This window comes from Qipengyuania flava (assembly GCF_011762005.1).
Taxonomy (GTDB): domain Bacteria; phylum Pseudomonadota; class Alphaproteobacteria; order Sphingomonadales; family Sphingomonadaceae; genus Qipengyuania; species Qipengyuania flava.
In genome coordinates this window covers 467,142-486,544 of sequence record NZ_JAASQU010000002.1, presented here as the reverse complement: position 1 = coordinate 486,544, position 19,403 = coordinate 467,142, and the positions used below count along the sequence as shown (strand labels likewise).

Annotated in this window: 17 protein-coding genes; 11 read left to right on the top strand and 6 right to left on the bottom strand. The window is 64.9% G+C overall.

What is annotated here, in order from left to right; genetic code table 11:
- Genes FHS69_RS08980 through FHS69_RS08970 form a run of 3 tightly spaced genes read right to left on the bottom strand, consistent with a single transcriptional unit; the run spans position 1 to position 946 of the window.
- Positions 1 to 195 carry a helix-turn-helix transcriptional regulator gene (locus tag FHS69_RS08980; protein ID WP_067501181.1) on the bottom strand — a complete coding sequence of 65 codons (195 nt, stop codon included), beginning with the start codon at positions 193 to 195 and terminating at the stop codon, positions 1 to 3.
- Positions 192 to 770: a hypothetical protein gene (locus FHS69_RS08975; RefSeq protein WP_166777418.1), complete on the bottom strand. Its 579-nt coding sequence runs from the start codon at positions 768 to 770 to the stop codon at positions 192 to 194. Before FHS69_RS08975 ends, FHS69_RS08980 begins: the two co-directional genes overlap by 4 nt.
- Positions 767 to 946 (bottom strand): hypothetical protein, encoded by a 180-nt coding sequence (locus FHS69_RS08970; protein ID WP_151885039.1) that lies wholly within the window; start codon positions 944 to 946, stop codon positions 767 to 769. Before FHS69_RS08970 ends, FHS69_RS08975 begins: the two co-directional genes overlap by 4 nt.
- Before the next feature lie 159 nt (positions 947 to 1,105).
- On the opposite strand from FHS69_RS08970, the gene FHS69_RS08965 reads away from it, so the two are divergent.
- The 3 genes from FHS69_RS08965 (at position 1,106) to FHS69_RS08955 (ending at position 5,780) form a co-directional block, all read left to right on the top strand.
- Positions 1,106 to 2,767 carry an alkaline phosphatase D family protein gene (locus FHS69_RS08965; RefSeq protein ID WP_166777417.1) on the top strand — a complete coding sequence of 554 codons (1,662 nt, stop codon included), beginning with the start codon at positions 1,106 to 1,108 and terminating at the stop codon, positions 2,765 to 2,767.
- A gap of 247 nt (positions 2,768 to 3,014) precedes the next feature.
- Entirely contained in the window at positions 3,015 to 5,024 is a 2,010-nt protein-coding gene (gene thrS, locus FHS69_RS08960) for a threonine--tRNA ligase (RefSeq protein WP_166777416.1), read from the top strand.
- A 12-nt stretch (positions 5,025 to 5,036) separates the two neighbouring features.
- Positions 5,037 to 5,780 carry a sulfite exporter TauE/SafE family protein gene (locus FHS69_RS08955; protein WP_166777415.1) on the top strand — a complete coding sequence of 248 codons (744 nt, stop codon included), beginning with the start codon at positions 5,037 to 5,039 and terminating at the stop codon, positions 5,778 to 5,780.
- A gap of 4 nt (positions 5,781 to 5,784) precedes the next feature.
- Here the strand turns inward: FHS69_RS08955 and FHS69_RS13905 are convergent, their stop codons facing one another.
- The 3 genes from FHS69_RS13905 to FHS69_RS08945 are packed head-to-tail and all read right to left on the bottom strand — an operon-like array spanning position 5,785 to position 8,683.
- A complete protein-coding gene (locus tag FHS69_RS13905) occupies positions 5,785 to 5,919 on the bottom strand; it encodes a hypothetical protein (RefSeq protein WP_257605000.1) in 135 nt (44 codons plus the stop codon).
- A 51-nt stretch (positions 5,920 to 5,970) separates the two neighbouring features.
- Positions 5,971 to 6,963 (bottom strand): agmatine deiminase family protein, encoded by a 993-nt coding sequence (locus FHS69_RS08950; protein ID WP_166777414.1) that lies wholly within the window; start codon positions 6,961 to 6,963, stop codon positions 5,971 to 5,973.
- A 25-nt stretch (positions 6,964 to 6,988) separates the two neighbouring features.
- Positions 6,989 to 8,683, bottom strand: coding sequence for a M28 family metallopeptidase (locus FHS69_RS08945; protein ID WP_166777413.1), 1,695 nt, complete (start codon positions 8,681 to 8,683; stop codon positions 6,989 to 6,991).
- A 45-nt stretch (positions 8,684 to 8,728) separates the two neighbouring features.
- Here FHS69_RS08945 and glnE point away from each other — a divergent pair, with 45 nt between their 5' ends.
- From glnE to FHS69_RS08905, 8 genes are all read left to right on the top strand, one after another.
- Positions 8,729 to 11,464, top strand: coding sequence for a bifunctional [glutamate--ammonia ligase]-adenylyl-L-tyrosine phosphorylase/[glutamate--ammonia-ligase] adenylyltransferase (glnE, locus tag FHS69_RS08940; protein WP_341801733.1), 2,736 nt, complete (start codon positions 8,729 to 8,731; stop codon positions 11,462 to 11,464).
- Positions 11,464 to 11,937 carry a peroxiredoxin gene (locus tag FHS69_RS08935; protein WP_067501203.1) on the top strand — a complete coding sequence of 158 codons (474 nt, stop codon included), beginning with the start codon at positions 11,464 to 11,466 and terminating at the stop codon, positions 11,935 to 11,937. Before glnE ends, FHS69_RS08935 begins: the two co-directional genes overlap by 1 nt.
- The gene (locus FHS69_RS08930) at positions 11,934 to 12,734 is read left to right on the top strand and encodes a ferritin-like domain-containing protein (RefSeq protein ID WP_166777411.1); all 801 of its coding nucleotides are present in this window, start codon (positions 11,934 to 11,936) and stop codon (positions 12,732 to 12,734) included. Before FHS69_RS08935 ends, FHS69_RS08930 begins: the two co-directional genes overlap by 4 nt.
- Before the next feature lie 138 nt (positions 12,735 to 12,872).
- On the top strand, positions 12,873 to 13,553 hold the full coding sequence (locus tag FHS69_RS08925; protein WP_166777410.1) for a M23 family metallopeptidase: 681 nt from the start codon (positions 12,873 to 12,875) through the stop codon (positions 13,551 to 13,553).
- Positions 13,554 to 13,706: 153 nt separating this feature from the next.
- Positions 13,707 to 15,254, top strand: a complete 1,548-nt coding sequence (locus FHS69_RS08920; protein WP_166777409.1) for an acyl-CoA synthetase — start codon at positions 13,707 to 13,709, stop codon at positions 15,252 to 15,254.
- Complete coding sequence (locus FHS69_RS08915) at positions 15,254 to 16,555, top strand: cytochrome P450 (protein WP_166777408.1); 1,302 nt, start codon at positions 15,254 to 15,256, stop codon at positions 16,553 to 16,555. Before FHS69_RS08920 ends, FHS69_RS08915 begins: the two co-directional genes overlap by 1 nt.
- Before the next feature lie 381 nt (positions 16,556 to 16,936).
- Positions 16,937 to 17,581: an OB-fold-containig protein gene (locus FHS69_RS08910; RefSeq protein ID WP_166777407.1), complete on the top strand. Its 645-nt coding sequence runs from the start codon at positions 16,937 to 16,939 to the stop codon at positions 17,579 to 17,581.
- Positions 17,582 to 17,626: 45 nt separating this feature from the next.
- Positions 17,627 to 19,381, top strand: coding sequence for a flotillin family protein (locus FHS69_RS08905; RefSeq protein WP_166777406.1), 1,755 nt, complete (start codon positions 17,627 to 17,629; stop codon positions 19,379 to 19,381).
- Positions 19,382 to 19,403: the final 22 nt, after the last annotated feature.

Here is a 19,403-nt window from a genome sequence, read left to right as displayed (position 1 = left end):
CTATTCGCCGCGCAGGAAGATATCCTCGATCGCCAGCCCAAAGACATCGGCGATGCGGAAAGCAAGCGGCAGCGAGGGGTCGTAGCGCCCCGTTTCGATCGCATTGACGCTCTGGCGCGAGACCTCGAGGCGGGTGGCGAGGTCCTGCTGGCTCCAGTCGCGTTCGGCTCGCAGCACCTTCAGGCGGTTCTTCATGACCCGCGCACCTTCTGCCAAAGCTGCGCCAGGCCCAGCCCGATCGCCCAGACAGGCAGCACCCACCAGGCCCAAATATGCGGCACCAGCTCGAACATTTCGAGGAAACCGTAGAAGATGCCGATCGCAAGCACGACGCCCAGCGCGACGAGCGCGGCCATGATCATGCGGTGGCGCAGGTACTCGTCCTGCTCTTCGGCGAGGTAGCGCGCCATGGCCCAGATGATGCCGAAGGTCGGGACGGTCGGCAGGAGTGAGATCGCGAAAACGAGCGCGTCCGACAGTTCATAACTATTCCACAACGTCACGGCGATGCCGAGCCCGAGCACGTAACCCAGGCTGCTGAACACTATCCGCCGGTTGTAATCGGCCATGGCGCGGCTGATGCAGCCGTCGGATCGCCGCCGCGCCAGCGGGAGGAGCAGGCAGGTCGCCGCTGCCAGCAGGATGAAGCCGACCGGCGATTCGATTGCCCCGGTCAGTTTCAGCGCCGCGATGATGACGACACTGAAGAAATAAAGGGCGACCCAGCGTCCCGGTGACGTGAGCAGCCAGGGTCTGCTGGTACCGCTCATGCGTCGATCTTCGCGCTGCACCCGCACGACCCGCGGCGGGCGATGTGGATGGCCGCCAGCGCGGGCAAGAGGATTACGCTGAACCGCGCGAATTGCTCAGGAACAACGTCGAAGATCGCCAGCACGGCAATCGCAATGATCGCACTGGCGAACAGGAGGGCGGGCTTGAATGACATGGCAGTGGTCCTTTCCGTTATGTAAAGCGTGTTTGTCATTGGTTGGGCCTGTTGTCAAGTCTGCTTTCCAAACAGTCACGCGTGCTTGTCGCGGCAGAAAATGGCTTGTCACCACACCGTCATCGGGCGCAGGCAGGGGGCCGGAAGAGGAGAATTCGAATGTACGCGACCGAACCGCCCGCCGCTGCCCCGCTATCCGCGCTCGACCGTCGCACGCTGCTCAAGGGCGGCATCCTCGGGCTGGGGGTGGCCGGTGCCCCCCTCGCCGCGCAGCCCGGTGGCGCCGGGTTCAGCCACGGCGTCGCCAGCGGCGAGCCGGCGGCCGATCGCGTACTGCTGTGGACCCGTTTCGTGGGTGCGCAGGATACCAAGCTCGAATTCGCGGTCAGCGAAACGCTCGACTTTTCGCGCGTCGCGGCTGGAGGCTCGATCACTGCGCGTCCCGAAAACGACTGGTGCTGCAAGGCCTGGGCCGAGGGGCTCGAACCGGGGCGCTGGTATTATTACCGATTCACCGCACCCGACGGATCGCATTCGGATATCGGTCGCACGAAAACGCTCCCCGTAGGCAAGACCGACAAGTTCCGCATGGCGGTGTTCTCCTGTTCGAACATCGGCTTCGGCTGGTTCAACGCCTATGCACACGCTGCGGCGGATGGCGACTTCGACTGCGCGCTGCACCTCGGCGATTATTTCTATGAGTACGGCCCGGGCACCTATCCCGCGACCGAGCAGGCGCAGCCGGGGAGGGTGCTGTTCCCTGCGCATGAAATCGTCACCCTGGCCGATTACCGGACGCGTTATGCGACCTATCGCCGCGATCCCGACCTGCGCAGGCTGCACCAGCTCTATCCGATGATCGCCGGCTGGGACGATCACGAAAGCACCAATGATTCGTGGGAAGGTGGCGCGCAGAACCATCAGCGCGAGCGCGAGGGCGAATGGTCGGTCCGCAAGGCTGCGGCGATCAAGGCCTACCGCGAATGGATGCCGGTGTCGGACGACGATTGGGCGACCTATGAGATTGGCGATCTCGCGACGCTGTTCCGGCTCGAGACCCGGCTCACTGCGCGCGCCGAGCAGTTCTCCTATGGCGATATCCTTGCGGGGAAGACGGCCCCCGAAGCTGCAATGGCGGCGCTGGTCGCCTTCCGCGACGGCGATTACCGTGATGGCAGCCGCGAACTGCTGGGGATGAAGCAGCAGGCCTGGCTTGCCGACGAGCTCAGGCGCTCGGCCGGGGCGGGCAAGCCTTGGCAGGTGCTGGTGCAGCAGGTGCTGATGGGAAATCTCAACACTGCACCCAAACTCGCCGAAGGCCTGCCCGAAGACCTTGCCGACTACATTCGCCAGCGGATCATCTCCGGAGCCATGGCAAGCCGGGCAGAACTGCCGCTCAACATGGACGCCTGGGATGGCTACCCCGCCGCGCGTGATCGCGTGTTCAAGGCCGCTCTCGATGCGAATGCCAATCTCGTGAGCCTCGCGGGGGACACGCACAATGCCTGGGCGTTCGATCTCGACCATGCAGGGGAGAGGGTCGGCGTCGAATTCGGCGTGCAAGGCGTGACCTCGCCGGGGCTCGAGAGCTACGCTTCCTATCTGCCTGTCGATGTCCTCGAACGCGAGACCGTGGCGCATAATCGCCAGCTCAAATGGATGGAGGGTTCGCGCCGCGGATACATGGCGGTGGAGCTCACTCCGCAGGCGGCGACGAGCGAATTCCGCTTCCTGTCGAGCGTGCGCGAGAAAGGGGCAGGCGTTTCCGCCACGCATCGCGTTTCCGCGAGGGCGGGTAGCCGAATGCTCGACATGGGTTGAGGATTTCGCTGCAGTCGCTATCTCTCCAATCATGACGCAGCCGCGCTTCACGACCACTACCACCACCCCGGGCAACCGGGGGCGGGCGGTCGCGGCTTAAGCGATCCACCGCCGCCCGGTATCGGGCGGTCGGCGTTTCCCCCGATATCGATCCACCTGGGCCACAGCGGTCCATTCTCGAAAACGCCGCTTCAAGGCTGCGCCCGCTTGTGCCATGGGCGCGGCAACCAGATGGACGACGAGTGACATGACCGAACTGCTCAAGATCAGCCTGCCCGATGGATCGGTGCGCGAGATGGAACCCGGCGCGACCCCGGCGGATGTGGCGGCGGCGATCGGCCCCGGCCTCGCAAAGGCGGCGATCGCGGCGCGTGTCGATGGCGAATTGCGCGATATCAACCGGCCTTTTGAAGGCGATGCCGAGCTGGCGCTGGTGACCAATCGCGATGAGGACGACGCGCTCGAACTGACGCGGCACGATTTTGCCCATGTCCTCGCCGAGGCAGTGCAGGCGCTCTGGCCGGGCACGCAGATCACCTTCGGTCCCGCGACCGACGATGGCTTCTATTACGATGTGAAAGCGCCCGAGAGCCGCGACCCGTTCAGCATGGACGACCTCCCCGCGATCGAGGAAGAGATGCGGCGGATCATCAAGGCCGACAAGCCGCTGCGCCGCGAGGTCTGGAGCCGCCAGCAGCTGATCGAGAAGTGGGAAGCCGAGGGCGAGACCTTCAAGGCCGAGTGGGCGAAGGAACTGCCCGAACACGAGGAACTGACGGTCTACTGGTCGGGCGATGATTGGCTCGACATGTGTCGCGGGCCGCACCTGCCCAGCACGGGCAAACTTGATCCGCAGGCGTTCAAGCTGATGCGCGTTGCGGGCGCTTATTGGCGGGGCGACCAGAAGAACGCGCAGCTCACGCGCATCTATGGCACTGGCTGGCTCAACAAGAAGCAGCTCAATGCGCATCTCACGCGGCTGGAAGAAGCGGCCAAGCGCGACCACCGCAAGCTGGGCCGCGAAATGGACCTGTTCCACCTGCAGGAAGAGGCGCATGGCAGCGTCTTCTGGCACCCGAAGGGCTATCGCATCTGGCGCGAGCTCGAAGCCTATATGCGCCGCAAGATGGATGGTGCTGGCTATCGCGAGATCAAGACGCCCCAGCTGATGGACGTGCGCCAGTGGGAACAGTCCGGCCACTGGGGCAAATATGCCGAGAACATGTTCGCGGTGCCCGACATGGTGCCCGAGGTCGATGACAGCGGTGCGGGAGCACACCCCAGCGTCGCCAAGGACGCCGACTGGATGGCGATCAAGCCGATGAACTGCCCGGCGCATGTGCTGGTCTTCAAGCAGGGCATTACCTCCTATCGCGACCTGCCGATCCGGCTGGGCGAGATGGGCTGCTGCCACCGCAACGAGCCGCATGGCGCGCTGCATGGCCTCATGCGCGTGCGCCAGTTCACGCAGGACGATGCGCATATCTTCTGCACCGAGGAACAGGTCGTCGAGGAAGTGCGCGCCTTCTGCAGCCTCGCCGCGCAAGTTTACAAGGACTTCGGCTTCAGCTTCGCGATCAAGCTGGCGCTGCGGCCGGAGAAGCGTCTGGGTTCGGACGCGGACTGGGACAAGGCCGAGCAGGAACTGCGCGATGCAGTCGAGGAAGCCGGCATGATGAGCGAGGAATTCGGCTGGGAAGAACTGGAAGGCGAAGGCGCCTTCTATGCGCCCAAGCTCGAATGGCACCTCACCGATGCGATCGGGCGGACCTGGCAGGTCGGCACGATCCAGGGTGACCGCGTGCTGCCCGATCGTCTCGATGCGAGCTATGTCGGCGAGGATGGCGACAAGCATCGCCCGGTGATGCTGCACCGTGCGATCTTTGGTAGCTACGAACGCTTCATCGGTATCCTGATCGAACATTTCGCGGGGCGCCTGCCCGTCTGGCTCGCCCCGGTGCAGGCGGTGGTCGCGACGATCGTGTCCGACGCCGACGAGTATGCGAAGCAGGCCGTCGCCAAGCTCGAGGCCGCGGGCATCCGCGTCGAGAGCGACCTGCGCAACGAGAAGATCAACTACAAGGTGCGCGAACACAGCCTCGCCAAGGTCCCGCACCTGCTGGTTGTGGGCAATCGTGAAGCCGAGGAAGGCACGGTCGCCGTTCGCACGCTGGGCGAAAAGGACCAGCGCGTGATGAGCCTCGACGAGGCGATCGCAATGTTGCGTAGCGCAGCCACGCCACCCGACCTGCGCTAGGAGGCGCGCGCGATGGAATTGCTGGCGGCCTATGCGCCGTGGCAGATTGCTGCTGCGCTTGGCGCTGCGCTCGGCTCGGCCTTCGTTCGCGGGCTGACCGGCTTCGGCATGGCGATCCTGCTGGTGCCGATACTCGCGCTGGCGCTGCCGCCGGTCGAATCGGTCCTGCTGGCCAATTTTCTGTCGCTCTTCATCGGCCTGACCGAAGTGCGCCGGCTGGTTCGCGGGGCCGAACGTTCGGCCTGGCGTGTCTCGCTGCTCGTGGTGCTGTTCACGCCGCTGGGACTGCTCGCACTGGCCGCCACGAGCGACGACCTTGCCCGTTTCCTCATCGCGATGATCGCGCTGTCGGCCTTCTTCGCGATCCTGCTCCCGCGCCGCGCGGGGACGGAGCCCGGGCACCTCGCCACCGGCGGGGTCGGCGTGCTCAGCGGCCTGATGACCGGCTATGCGGGGATGCCGGGGCCCCCGGTGGTGCCGTATTACGTCGGGCGCGACATTCCGCGCGAAACTGCCAAGGTGTCGATGATGCTGATCTTCACCATCGCCTCATTCGCCGGGCTCGTCTCGGGCGCGGCGCTGGGCATTCTGGCCTGGCGATTGCCGCTGCTGGCTGCGGTGCTGTTCCCCGCAGTGCTGATCGGCAATGCGCTGGGGGATCGGGCTTCGGGCCGGATCGGTGACCGGCTGTGGCGATCGGCTGTCGGGGTTATCCTCGGCGGGGCGGCGCTCGCAGCGCTGCTCCGGCTGGTCTAGCGCGTCAGAGCGGCAGTACGGGGCCGGCGAGCACCAGCGCAAGCGCGCAGCCAGTGACGATCAGCACGCGCGCCACATCCGCAGCCGTTGCGGCAGCAGTCGAGCGGGTAAGGATCGTGGCCTTGGGCATGGCCGCCATTCTCGGCTGCAATCCCTAACGAAGGGTTAAAGCGCGTCGCCGGGCCGACCCTCAGGGCGTCCAGTCGGCAGCAGGCATCTGCTGGCTGGCGCAATGGAAACCTCCGCCGCCGGCCAGCACCGCGTCGCCCGGCAGGCCGATGGTTGCGCGATCGGGAAACAGTTCCGCCACCGCTGCAACGCCTGCCTCGTCATGCGGGCTGCCGAAAGTCGGGACCACCACGAGATGGCTGGTGATCGCGAAATTCGCATAGCTGGCCGGTTCGATATGATCGCCGCTGGTAATGCGCCCGGGCGAAGGAATGGTCTTCACGATAACCCCCGCGGCCTCGGCGCGCGTTTGCGCGTCGGCGTAGATATGAACATTCGGATCGTCGGGCCCGGTCGCGTGCGGCAGGCACAGCACATTGGGCGCAACGAAACGCCCGAGATTGTCGACATGCCCGTCGGTGTGATCGTTGATCAGCCCCTTGCCCAGCCATAGCACGCGCGTAAAGCCCAGATCGCGGGTCAGCCGGTCCTCGATCTCAGCACGCGACAGCTGCGGGTTGCGGTTCGGATTGAGCAGGCACTGCTCGGTCGTGACCACCAGTCCGGTTCCGTCGCCATCGATCGCCCCGCCTTCTAGGATCCAGTCGGCCGTTGCCAGCGGGAGACCTGCGTCTTCGGCCAGTTCGGCGCCGACCGTCTGGTCGCCGTCCATCAGATATTTACCGCCCCAGCCGTTGAAGCCGAACCGGCGCGCAACGCGGTTGCCCGAGCCGTCGCACAGTACCAGCGGGCCGGTGTCGCGCAGCCAGACATCGCCGTAACTGCGCCGTTCGAGCGTGACCGCGCCGTGCGTCAGTTGGCGAGCGCGGGCCTCGTTCGCGGCGTCGCGCACCAGCAGGCGGACCTCCTGCCCGCTCTCGGCCACGGCGTTGGCGAATGCGGCAATCTGTTCTTGCGCGCGCGGGAGAACGTCGGGCCACTCATCCGCATCGTGCGGGAAACCGATCCACAGCCAGTCCTGCGGGGCCCATTCGGGCGGCATGCGAAAACCCATGGATCGGTTCTTCCACCAGGCCCGTTCAGGCGCCGCAGCCCGCGCCTTCGGCGGCGCAATCTTCGTCGCGCGTCGCCTTGAACTCGTCGCCTTCGTTCCAGTTGGGCCAGCTGCCGCTATCTGCCAGCATCCGTCCGATGCGGTAGAACAGCGAAAGATCACTCATCACGCCCGACCAGTCCCAGTTAGGATCGTATTCGTCCTTCGGGCCGTGATAGCGGTTCTCGCGGTAATCGGCTGCCACCGCCGCACCGGCCTCGGTACCGCCTTCGATGAGGTCTTCGCCGCCATCGAGATAGAGCATCGGTACGCCGCGCTTGGCGAAGGCGAAATGGTCCGAGCGGTAGTAATAGCCCGCTTCGGGATTGGGATTGGGCGTGGTGACGCGATCGTCGTTCATCAGCGCCTTGTCGAGGAACAGGTCGAGCTGCGACTTGCCCGGACCGACCACGGTCACGTCCTTCGCCGCGCCCGCCATCAGGAAGGCGTCCATGTTGATCCCGCCGACCGTCCGGTTGAGCGGGAACACCGGATTGGCGGCATAATAGTCCGCGCCGAGCAGGCCCGATTCCTCCGCGGTCACCGCGAGGAAGACGAGGCTACGCTTGGCCGGACCGGCCTTGGCATGCGCCTCGGCCAGCGCGACCAGCGCGGCGGTGCCGGTCGCGTTGTCGACCGCGCCATTGCAGATGTCGTCGCCATCGGGCGCGGGCGTGCACCGGCCAAGGTGGTCCCAATGCGCGGTGTGCATCACATATTCGTCTGCGCGCTCGCTGCCCGGCAGCATGCCGATCACGTTCTGTGAGGCGAAGGTGCGGATGTCGTTGCGGAAGCTGGTCGACGCGGTCAGGCCCAGCGGCACGGGCGCAAAGCCTTCCTCCCGCGCGGCGGCGGCGAGTTCGCCCAAATCCTTGCCCGCCGCGGCGAACAGCCGTTCGGCGACCTCCTTCTGCACCCAGCCGTTGACCTGCGTCATCGGCGGCGGGTTTTCCCCGCGCGAGGCATAGGCCTGCGGGCCGGACCAACTGCTTTCGACCACGTTCCAGCCATAGCTGGCCGGTTCGGTGTCGTGGATGATGATCGCACCGGCCGCCCCCTGGCGCCCGGCCTCTTCGTATTTGTAGGTCCAGCGGCCGTAATAGGTCATGGCCTTGCCGTTGAACGGGCCCTCAAGTGTTTCCGCGCCGAAGTCGGGGTCATTGACGAGGATGACCGCGGTCTTGCCCGCCATGTCGAGGCCCTCGTAATCGTTCCAGCCCTTCTCGGGCGCATTGATGCCATAGCCGACGAAGACCAGTTCGCTATCCTCGAGCGTGGTCTGCACGTCCTCGCGATAGCTGACCCCGACCCAGTCGCTGGCGTATTCGAGCTCGATCGGGCCGCCCTCGGCGCCCCCAATGGTCAACGGCGCATAATCCTTGCCCGTGATCTCGACCAGCGGCACTTCCTGTACCCAGCTGCCGTTGTTGCCCGGTTCGAGTCCGGCCTTCTCGAATTCCTCGATCAGATAGGCAACGGTCTTCTCCTCGCCTGGCGTACCCGGCGCGCGGCCTTCGAATTCGTCCGAGGAAAGCCGTTCGGTTACGCGCTTCATCGTGTCTTCGGAAAGCGTTCCGTCAGCCACCTCGGGCATGTCGAGCGTGTCCATCGCGGGATCCATCCCGACGTCGCAGGCGGTCAGCAACAGCGCGGTGCTGGCGGCAAGCAGGAAACGTTTCATGGCTAGCGGGTCCTCTCGAAAGCGTCTGCGCGCGCTTCTGTCAGCATGACCGCGCAAGGGCAAGCTTGCGCAGCCGCTGCGCATTGCGGCAGGGAGCTGCCGATGGATGCCGACTGGACCTCCGCGCTGCATCGCGCGCGCTCCCATGCGCCGTTTCTCGCGCATGCGCTCGAACGACGCGCCGACCTCGCCGAACTGCTGGCAGACGGGCAGGGCGAGGCGGCATTGCTGCTCGCCAAGCAGTCGCGCGATGCCGATGTCGCCACCGCACTGCGGCGCGAACGGCTGGGGCTCGCGCTGGTGCTCGCAGTCGGAGACCTTGCCGGTGCATTCGATCTCGAGAAGGTCATGCGCGAACTCTCGACCTTTGCCGACCGCGCGTTGCACGCGGCGCTAGAAGCCGCGATTCGCAAGCGCGTGCCCGACGCCGAACCGATCGGGATGATCGGGCTGGCACTTGGTAAGCATGGTGCGGGCGAGCTCAATTATTCTTCCGATATCGATCCGATCCTGCTGTACGATCCCGAAACGCTGCCGCGGCGCCAGCGCGACGAACCGGGGGAGGCGGCCCAGCGCTATGCGCGCGAGACCGTGCGCCTGCTGTCCGAAGTGACCAGCGAAGGGTACGTCTTCCGCGTCGATCTGCGGCTGCGCCCGGCCTCCGAAGTCAGCCCTCTCGCATTGCCGCTCGAAGCGGCCATCACGCATTACGAGAGTTCGGCGCTGGCCTGGGAACGCGCTGCCTATATCCGCGCACGCGCCTGTGCGGGCGACATCGCTGCCGGTGAAGCGTTTCTCGATCATATCCGGCCCTTCGTCTGGCGGCGGAGCCTCGATTTCGGTGCGATCGACGAAATTCGCCGACTGACCCATCGCATTCGCGACGAACAGCGCGGACCGGGGAGTCCCGAACCTGGCTACAATCTCAAGCTCGGCCGCGGGGGGATCCGCGAGGTCGAGTTCTTCGCGCAGACGCACCAGCTGATCCATGGCGGGCGCGACCACACGCTGCGCGCGCGCGGAACGCGGGCAGCGCTCGACGCGCTGGCGGCAACAGCGCGCATCCGGCCCGGCGATGCGCGGCGTCTGGGCGAGGCCTATGACGGGTTGCGGACGATCGAACACCGCTTGCAGATGATCGGGGACAAGCAGACGCACACGCTGCCGGCGGGCGAGGCGCTCGAGGCCGTGGCGCAGCTACATGGGCTCGAAAAGGGCGCCCAGCTTGTCGATCTGGTGTCGGAACACGCGCGGCCGATCGCCGAACGCTTCGATGCGCTGCTCGACGAAGATCGCATCTCGGTCCCTCGCAGCGCGCCGCACGTGCTGAGCGAAGGCAGCGCCCCCGCCGAAGTGCCCGCGCAACTGGTCGAGCGGGTGACCGGATGGACCGACGGGAAGTACCCCGCGCTTCGCAGCAGCGCCGCCCTCAGCGCGTTCGAGGCGATCCGTCCAGACCTGCTCGCTTCGGTCGCCGGCTCGCCCGATCCGGATGCAGCTGTGATCCGCTGGGAAAGCTTGATCGCGCGTCTGCCCAGCGCGATCAATCTGTTCCGCCTGCTCGAGGCGCGGCCCGGACTGTTTGCGCTGATCGCCGATTGTCTCACGCTTGCGCCGCCGATGGCCGACGAACTCGCCCGGCGGCCCGACCTGCTCGATGCGCTGATTGATCGCACCGCCTTCGACTTGCCCGCAGGGGTCGCGGAACTGGCCGATACCATGCGGCGGCGAGAACGCGGCGACGACTACGAGATGCGGCTCGACCGCTTGCGCGTGATCACCGGCGAGACGCGATTCGCGCTCGCCGTGCAATTGATCGAGGCGGCGCATGATCCCTTGGAAATTGCGGCCGGACTGGCGCGCACCGCCGAGGCGGCGCTGCAAGTGGCGGTGGAAGCGGCGGAAGAGGAATTCGTCGCCAAGCACGGCCGCATCGCGGGTTGCGAGTTGATCGTGCTGGGGCTGGGCCGGTTCGGCGGCGGGCTGCTGACGCACGCTTCCGATCTCGACATCATCTACCTGTTTACCGGAACGCACGAGGGTGAATCGGACGGGCCGCGGCCGTTGGGGGCGACACTCTATTTCAACCGGTTGGCTCAACGGGTGACCGCAGCGCTCAGCGTGCCGACCGCGCAGGGCGCGCTGTACGAGGTCGATACAAGGCTGCGACCGCAGGGCGCGCAGGGGCCGCTCGCGGTCAGCATCGACAGTTTCGCCCGCTATCAGCGCGAGGATGCCTGGACGTGGGAACACATGGCGTTGACCCGTGCCCGCGCGCTGGTCGGTAGCGACAGGGCGCGCGATACGGTCTGCGATGTCGTGCTGGATATCCTGTGCCGGAAGCGCGACGGCGATGCGCTGCGCGCCGATGTGCTCAAGATGCGCCACGAGATGGCCGCGCACAAACCGCCCAAGGGCCCATTGGATGCCAAGCTGCTGCGCGGCGGTCTCGTGGATCTGGAGTTCCTCGTTCATTATTTGCAGCTCCGGCATCGCGAGGCGCTCGTCCCGCATCTGGGCGAAGCGATCGCGCAATTGGTCGCCGCGGATCACCTGCCCCCCGCGCTCGTCGATGCGCATGGCTTGATGACCCGGCTGCTGGTGGGTACGCGGCTGCTCGCTCCCGAACTCGAACGTCCTGGGGCGGCTGCCGCGACGCTGCTGGCGCGGCAGAGCGGTTGCGGGGACTATGACGATCTGACCCTGTGCCTGCGTGCCGCGCGCGAAGACGTCGCGGCGGTGTGGCACGATGTGTTCGGCGAGAAACTGGAGATGGATTGATGAGCAAGAGCTATGGCGAGGGCGACGCCTTCCCCGATTTCACGATGGAAACCCCCGATGGTGGCAGCCTGACGAAAGCCGACCTTGCCGGACGCAAGGCGGTGATCTTCTTCTACCCCAAGGACAACACACCGGGCTGTACGACCGAGGCAAAGGACTTCACTGAACTCAAGCCCGCGTTCGACGCGGCCGGCGTCCGGTTGATCGGCGTCAGCAAGGATTCGGCGAAGAAACACCAGAACTTCATCGCTAAGCACGATCTCAAGGTCGAACTTGCGACCGATGCGGCGGAAGGCGGATTGTCCGATACGCTTGGCGTCTGGGGCGAGAAGAAGAATTACGGACGGACCTACATGGGCATGATCCGCAGCACCTACCTGCTGGACTCAGAGGGTCGCATCCTGCGCATCTGGCCTAAGGTACGCGTAAAGGGGCATGCAGAAGAGGTGCTCGAAGCCGTCCGGTCGGCATGACGTCACCGCGTCGTACCGTCGCGCAGGCAATTCGCGAGGCGCTCCTCACCGGCGAACCGACAGCGAAGGTCTTCGCTGCGCGTCAGGTGGCGCGTGACTGGCGTCTGGGCCGCCTGGCATGCGAATTCGACGTCGCCATGCCCGATCGTCCCGCTTGGCCCGCTTCGCTCGAGCTGCTGCCACCCTCGCAAATGCCCAGGCGCGGCAAGATGGGTTCGCAGCGTAACCGGATCGCGCTGTGGCATGCGCTGGCGCATATCGAGTTCGCTGCCATCGACCTCGCGCTCGACATGGCCGGTCGCTTCGGTGCCGCAATGGAGCGGGCGTTCGTCGATGATTTTCTGAGTGTCGCCGCCGATGAGGCGATGCATTTCGCGCTGATCGCACGCAAGCTCGAAGCGCTGGATAGCCGATACGGAGCGCTGCCGGTCCATGACGGCTTGTGGAGCGCGGCGCAGGATACCGCTCATGACGTCGCTGCGCGACTGGCGATCGTGCCGATGGTACTGGAAGCGCGCGGACTTGATGTTACCCCTGCCACGCTCGAGCGTGTTCGCGCGCAGGGAGATGAAAATGGCGCGCGAATCCTGCAGCGAATCCTTGACGACGAAATTCGTCATGTCGCTGTCGGCTCCAAGCATTTTCATGCCGTTTGTGCCGAACGCGACGAAAAACCGCGAGAATCATGGCAAAAGCTGGTCGAGGTGCATTTTTCGGGAGTGCTGAAAGGGCCGTTCAACGACTCGGCGCGTTTGGCAGGCGGCTTGCCGCGAGACTTCTACGCTGCGCTTGCGTGATCAGTTTTTTCACCGATAACCCAAACTCACGAGACGCCGGGGGGTTCCGGCAGTGACGTAGAAAGGGCGAAAACGGCATGGGACGCCGGCTTCGCCAAAGATCTAACAGGCGCAAAAGCGCCGGATGGACGGGTTAGCATGATCACCAAGCGCGCAACGCTTGCTCTCGCAGTTTCGGCCGGTTTCGGTATTGCCGCCGCTCCGGCGCAGGCGCAGGAAACCAATGCCGCCGCAGCGGTCGGCGCGATCGACATGAGCAAGGTCACCGACGCCGCGCCCAAGGGTGATGACGCCCAGTTCCAGCAGCTGTTTGCGCAGTGGGACCAGCTCGATCGCGATACGCCCGCCGCGGCACGCGTATCGGTTCCCTCGCGTATGCCGCTCGACGACACCCGGCTGACCAGCGATTTCGGCATGCGGACCCATCCCGTTCTTGGCGGCCGTCGCAGCCACAAGGGGGTCGACCTGGCCGCGCCGACCGGCACGCCGATCTACGCCACTGCCGATGGTTACGTCAGCAAGGCCGAATGGTTCTCGAGCTACGGCAAGTATGTCGCGATCGAGCACGGCGCCAATCTCCAGACCCGTTTCGCCCATATGTCGGGCATCACCGTCAAGGCCGGCACCCGCGTGAAGAAGGGTGACATCATCGGCTATGTCGGTTCGACCGGCCGTTCGACCGGACCGCACCTGCATTATGAAGTCCGCATCGACGGGCGTGCCGTGAACCCGGTTCCCTATATGGTCGAATCGGAAGCCCAGCGCGCTTTCGCGCTCGCGACCGGTACCGGCGGCCAGGGCGACGGCGACGAGGAATAAGCAGAAAAGCACTTCGGGTTTTGCAAAAGAGGCGGCGGGAGCAATCCCGCCGCCTTTTTTCTTGCCCATGCGAGAGGCTTAGGTAGGTTTCTTCTCGAAACTGGACGAGTCCGCACGCGATGCGGACCGACGGAGAGGAAAGAAAGGCCTATCATGCACCCCATCACCCATGCGCAGACGCGTCCCGACCATCCCGCGATGATCATGGCGGGAAGCGGCGAAACCGTCACCTTCGGCGAAATGGATGCCTATGCGAACCGCTTCGCCCAGCTGCTGCGCGCGCGCGGGCTCGAGCGCGGCGATCATTTCGCCGTGCTGATGGAAAACAATGTCCATTACCTGCAGGTGGTGTGGGGATCGCAGCGCTCAGGCACGATGATGGTGCCGATCTCCACCAGGCTGACCGCGCCCGAGATCGCCTATATCCTCAAGGATGCAGGCGCGAAGTTTCTGCTTACAAGCACGAACTATGCCGAAGCGATCGCAGGCATCCGCAGTGAATGTCCGGACTTGCCGCTGCTGATCGTCGGCGGAGAAGGCGACGAGGATTACGAGGCGGCGCTCGCCGCGCAGCCGTCCGAACCGATCGCCGACCAGGCACCGGGGCAGTATATGCTCTATTCCTCGGGCACCACCGGCCGGCCCAAGGGGGTGAAGCCCGCACCGCCGGAGGACGACGACATCCTCGCGATCAATCCGCTGGTCGGCCTGGCGGTGATGGGCGCGGGCATGCCTGCCGATGGCAGCATGGTCTATCTCTCGCCCGCCCCGCTCTATCATGCGGCGCCGATCGGCTGGTGCACCACCGCCCAGCGGCTGGGGGGCACGGTCGTGGTGATGGAGAAGTTCGATCCGGAACACGCGCTCGAGACGATCGAGAAATACAAGGTCACCGACAGCCAGTGGGTGCCGACCCATTTCGTCCGGATGCTCAAGCTCGATCCCGAAGTGCGCACGCGCTACGACCTTTCCAGCCATCAGCGCGCGCTGCATGCCGCTGCGCCGTGCCCGGTCCCGATCAAGCGCGAAATGATCGAATGGTGGGGGCCGATCATCAATGAGTATTACGCCGGCTCGGAAGGCATCGGCATGACGCTTATCAAGGCCGAGGACTGGCTGACTTACCCGGGCAGCGTCGGAAAGGCGATCCACGGCACGTTGCATGTCTGCGATGCCGAAGGGGAAGAGCTGCCGGCCGGCCAGGACGGGCTGCTGTTCTTCGAAAACGACCAGATCCCGACCTATCACAACGACCCCGAGAAGACGCGCGAGGCGATGCACCCCAAGGGCTGGATGACGCTGGGCGACATCGGCCATGTCGACGAGGATGGCTTTCTTTTTCTCACCGACCGCAAGAGCCACATGATCATCTCGGGCGGGGTCAATATCTACCCGCAGGAGATCGAGAACCTGCTGGTGACGCATGACAAGGTGATGGACGCTGCAGTCATCGGCGCGCCCTGCCCCGATTTCGGCGAGAAGGTGGTCGCCGTGGTGCAGCCGATGGACATGGCCGAGGCAGGCGAAGCGCTCGAGGCCGAACTGCGCGATTTCCTCGCTCCCAGTCTCGCCAAGATCAAGATGCCCAAGCTGTTCGACTTCCGCGCGCAGCTCCCGCGCGAGGCCAATGGCAAGCTGTACAAGCGCGAATTGCGCGACGAATACCAGCAGGCGGCCGAACAGCAGACGGAGCAGGCCTGATGCCGGCGCAGGACCGGCCCCGCCTCGATCCGGCCACCGCCCGCGCGGTGATCGACCCGCAGAGCTATGCCGAATGGGACGGCCTGCTCGACGCGTTCGACCGCCTGCGCGAGGACACCCCCATCGCCTGGGTCGAACCGGCCGACGATGCGGTCCATCCGCCCTTCTGGCTGGTCACGCGCTATGACGATGTAATGCGCATGTCGAAGGACAATGCGACCTTCCTCAACAACCCTCACAGCGTCGTGTTCAGCCTGACCGAGGGGATCGAGTTCGCCAAGGCGCTCACCGGGGGCAGCGAACACATGGTCGCCAGCCTCGTCACCTTCGATGCGCCGGTTCACATGAAGTACCGCAAGCTGACGCAGGAATGGTTCATGCCCAAGAACCTGCGCGGCGTGGAGGACGAAATCCGCAGCATCGCACATGCGGCGGTCGACCGGCTGCTGGCGGGCGGCGGCGAGGCGGATTTCGTGAAGGCCGTTTCGGCGCCCTATCCGCTGCATGTGGTGATGCAGATCCTCGGCGTGCCCGAGGAAGACGAGCCGCGCATGCTGACGCTTACGCAGCAGATGTTCGGCGGCAGTGACGAGGACCTCAACCAGTCGGGGATGAAGGACCTCCCGCCCGAGGCGATCACCCAGCTGGTGGCGGGCGCGGTCAAGGACTTCGAGGCCTATTTCGCCAAGCTCACCGCCGAGCGCCGCGCCAACCCCACCGGTGATGTCGCCAGCACCATCGCCAATGCGGTGGTCGACGGCCAGCCGCTCAACGACCGCGACATGATGGGCTATTACATCATCCTCGCCGCCGCGGGCCACGACACCACCAGCGCCAGCACCGCGGGCGCGATGCTCGCACTGGCGCAGGATAGCGAGCAATGGGCACGCGTGCGCGCCGACCGTAGCCTGCTGCCCGGCATCGTCGAGGAAGCGATCCGCTGGACCACGCCGGTGCAGCACTTCATGCGCACTGCGGCGGAGGATACCGAGGTCGGCGGTCAGGCCATCGCCAAGGGCGACTGGCTGATGATGAACTATGTCGCCGCCAATCACGATCCGGCGCATTTCGACGACCCGCGCCACTTCGACGCCGCACGCAGCCCCAACCGCCACCTCGCCTTCGGCGCGGGCGCACACCAGTGCCTCGGCCTGCATCTCGCCCGGCTCGAGATGCGCATCCTGTTCGAAGTGCTGCTCGACCGGATCGAGGCCGTCGAACTGGCGGGCGAACCCGCGCGGTCCAAATCGACCTTCGTCGGCGGGCTCAAGACGCTGCCACTGCGCTTCACCGCCGCCTGATGAGAATTCCCATTGGGGACGACGCAATGGACCGCTTTCGGTGTTTCAAGAAAGCGTGATCTTTGGCGCCGGATGCGCAGTAATCCGCGGTTTGCGGAGGGCACCGGTCACGCGCCTTTGTGACCTTCTCAAGAGGCTCCATTCTTCTATCTGTTTGAGTTCGGAGCCTTGGGAACGACGCATCGGGCAAGCACTCGGGAAGTCCTCATCCTAGCAAAGCCCAAACCCTGTAGGAAAACCGAACTCGGTTCGTCGCATATTTCTGTAGAGATGCGCAAATACTTGCTAATAATGCAAACTGAATGCTTCGAAAGCCGGCTATTCAAGCTGCGAGAAGGCTTCAACGCTAGTGCGCATTCATAGTTAAGAACATGGGGGGTCATGTCGATATTCGAAGCACACAACATGCCGTTCGCGGTAGCGTTCGTCTTGGTCCTACTGTTTGCAATGGCACAGGCGCTGGGGCTTGGCGACTTTCTTGGCGGCGACGCAGAAGCTGATTTGACGGCGGATGTCGAAGGCCAGGCCGTACCCGAAGCGGGTACGCTCGACGGACTGTTCACGCTGCTGGGAATAGGCCGCGTACCATTTACCGTTTGGCTGGCGCTGTTCCTGTTCGGCTTTGCTGCAATCGGCGTATCGATCCAGGCGCTGGCAGAAAGCATTACGGGCGCAGCGCTCGACCGCTGGCTTGCAGCGCTTATCGCTGCTGCGGCGGCAGCGCCCATCACTGCCTTGCTGGTCAAGCCGCTGGGGAAAATCCTCCCGCAAGACGAGACCTCGGCGGTGGGCACCGAAACGCTGCTAGGACGCCGTGCGACGATCACCGACGGGGTAGCGCGCGCTGGTTCGCCGGCTCGGGCGCGGGTGAACGACGTCCACGGACATCCGCATCACGTCATGGTCGAGCCACACGAATCCTCCAGCGAGATGCACGCTGGCGACGAGATCCTGCTCGTCCGGCGCGATGGCGATCGGTTCTATGCCACCGCGCTGGCGGAACGGCGTCTCGCACCGCACGCCTGACCCGCGCACTTTTATCATCATCTCGTTCATCACCTAGGAGAAGCAATGGAAAACCTGCCTGAAATCGCCATCTGGGGTGGAGGCGGTTTTGCCGTCCTGCTCATCATCGCGTTGACGCTTACGCGCCTTTATCGCCGCGCCTCGAAGGAGATCGCCTTCGTTCGGACGGGCGTGGGCGGCGAAAAGGTCGTCATGAATGGCGGTGCGCTGGTCCTGCCGGTTTTCCACGAAACCATGCCGGTCAATATGAACACGCTGGTGCTGTCGGTGGTGCGCCGCGATGGCGAGGCTCTGATCACGCTTGACCGGCTCCGTATCGACGTGAAGGCGGAATTCTATGTTCGCGTGAAGCCCGACGCGGGTTCGATCGCCATGGCAGCGCAGACGCTCGGCCAACGCACCATGCAGCCGGAAATGCTCAAGGATCTCGTCGAAGGCAAGTTCGTCGACGCACTGCGGTCGGTCGCTGCAGGCATGAGCATGAACGAGCTGCACGAACAGCGCGCCGATTTCGTTCAGAAGGTGCAGCAGGTTTCGTCCAACGATCTCGCGATGAATGGTCTTGAGCTCGAATCGGTCTCGCTCACCGGTCTCGACCAGACCAGCATCGAGCATTTCAATGCCAACAACGCGTTTGACGCCGAAGGCCTGACCAAGCTCACAGAGCAGATCGAGGCGCGCAAGAAGCTGCGCAACGACATCGAGCAGGACACGCGCGTGCAGATGGAAACCAAGAACCTCGAGGCCGATGCGCGGAGTTTCGAGATCGGGCGCGATAAGGAATATGCCCGCCTGCAGCAGGAGCGCGAGGTCGAGATCCGCCGGGCCGCGCAGGCATCCGAAATCGCCCGTGAACAGGCGGAGCGCAGCCGCGAGGCCGACGCCGCACGAATCGAGGCGAAGAAACAGGTCGATGCGCAGCAAATCGAAGCGGACCGACTGGTCGAGGAGGCTCGGATCGACCAGCAGCGCGCGCTCGAAATTGCCCGGCAGGAGCAGCAGATCGCGGTGCAGAACAAGAGCCGCGAAGAAAGCCAGGCCAAGTCCGAAGCCGATGCGGCGCGGGCCAAGGCGGTCGCTGCCGAAGAGCAGGTTTCGACCAGTCGCGAGACCGAAATCGCCGAACGTCAGAAGCGCATTGAGCTGATCGAGGCTTCGAAACAGGCCGAGCGCGATGCGATCAAGATCCGCGTCGACGCCGAAGCGGAAAAGGACGCCGCATCGAACCGGGCCGAAGCCGCGCGTCTCGAGGCCGAGGGCGAAGCGGAAGCCGAGAAACTGCGGGCGGAGGCAGCCAGGGTCCGCTTCGAAGTCGAAGCCGCCGGTCAGAAGGCGATCAACGAAGCCGCCAACATCCTGTCATCTGGCCAGATCAGCCTGCAGACCAAGATGGCGCTGCTCAAGGTTCTCCCCGAGGTCATTCGCGAAAGTGCAAAACCGATGGAGGCGATCGATTCGATCAAGATCGTCCAGGTCGACGGGCTGACCAATGGCGGCGGAAACCGTACCGACGCCAGCGGTATGCCCGGATCGGGCAGTGGCTCGGGCAATCTGGCGAGCGACGCGGTCAGCGCCGCGCTGGCCTATCGTGCGCAGGCCCCGGTGCTCGACGGGCTGATGAAGGAACTTGGCCTCGACGGCTCGTCGCTCGACAGTTTGGTCAAGGGGCCGGCGGCGGCCGAAGTGTCGCCGCGGCTGGCAGACGTGCTCGACGATATTGCGGAGCAGGTCGACGAGGCCGAAGCCGAGGCACCGAAAAAGCCGGAAGTCACGAAGGACGAGGGCGCTCCGGCGGCATAACACGCCAATTCAGGCAATATGA

Excerpts from the sequence above, each read along its gene's own strand:
- FHS69_RS08980 (WP_067501181.1), bottom strand. The coding sequence starts at position 195 with ATGAAGAACCGCCTGAAGGTGCTGCGAGCCGAACGCGACTGGAGCCAG.
- FHS69_RS08975 (WP_166777418.1), bottom strand. The coding sequence starts at position 770 with ATGAGCGGTACCAGCAGACCCTGGCTGCTCACGTCACCGGGACGCTGG.
- FHS69_RS08970 (WP_151885039.1), bottom strand. The coding sequence starts at position 946 with ATGTCATTCAAGCCCGCCCTCCTGTTCGCCAGTGCGATCATTGCGATT.
- FHS69_RS08965 (WP_166777417.1), top strand. The coding sequence starts at position 1,106 with ATGTACGCGACCGAACCGCCCGCCGCTGCCCCGCTATCCGCGCTCGAC.
- thrS (WP_166777416.1), top strand. The coding sequence starts at position 3,015 with ATGACCGAACTGCTCAAGATCAGCCTGCCCGATGGATCGGTGCGCGAG.
- FHS69_RS08955 (WP_166777415.1), top strand. The coding sequence starts at position 5,037 with ATGGAATTGCTGGCGGCCTATGCGCCGTGGCAGATTGCTGCTGCGCTT.
- FHS69_RS13905 (WP_257605000.1), bottom strand. The coding sequence starts at position 5,919 with ATGGCGGCCATGCCCAAGGCCACGATCCTTACCCGCTCGACTGCTGCC.
- FHS69_RS08950 (WP_166777414.1), bottom strand. The coding sequence starts at position 6,963 with ATGGGTTTTCGCATGCCGCCCGAATGGGCCCCGCAGGACTGGCTGTGG.
- FHS69_RS08945 (WP_166777413.1), bottom strand. The coding sequence starts at position 8,683 with ATGAAACGTTTCCTGCTTGCCGCCAGCACCGCGCTGTTGCTGACCGCC.
- glnE (WP_341801733.1), top strand. The coding sequence starts at position 8,729 with ATGACCGCGCAAGGGCAAGCTTGCGCAGCCGCTGCGCATTGCGGCAGG.
- FHS69_RS08935 (WP_067501203.1), top strand. The coding sequence starts at position 11,464 with ATGAGCAAGAGCTATGGCGAGGGCGACGCCTTCCCCGATTTCACGATG.
- FHS69_RS08930 (WP_166777411.1), top strand. The coding sequence starts at position 11,934 with ATGACGTCACCGCGTCGTACCGTCGCGCAGGCAATTCGCGAGGCGCTC.
- FHS69_RS08925 (WP_166777410.1), top strand. The coding sequence starts at position 12,873 with ATGATCACCAAGCGCGCAACGCTTGCTCTCGCAGTTTCGGCCGGTTTC.
- FHS69_RS08920 (WP_166777409.1), top strand. The coding sequence starts at position 13,707 with ATGCACCCCATCACCCATGCGCAGACGCGTCCCGACCATCCCGCGATG.
- FHS69_RS08915 (WP_166777408.1), top strand. The coding sequence starts at position 15,254 with ATGCCGGCGCAGGACCGGCCCCGCCTCGATCCGGCCACCGCCCGCGCG.
- FHS69_RS08910 (WP_166777407.1), top strand. The coding sequence starts at position 16,937 with ATGTCGATATTCGAAGCACACAACATGCCGTTCGCGGTAGCGTTCGTC.
- FHS69_RS08905 (WP_166777406.1), top strand. The coding sequence starts at position 17,627 with ATGGAAAACCTGCCTGAAATCGCCATCTGGGGTGGAGGCGGTTTTGCC.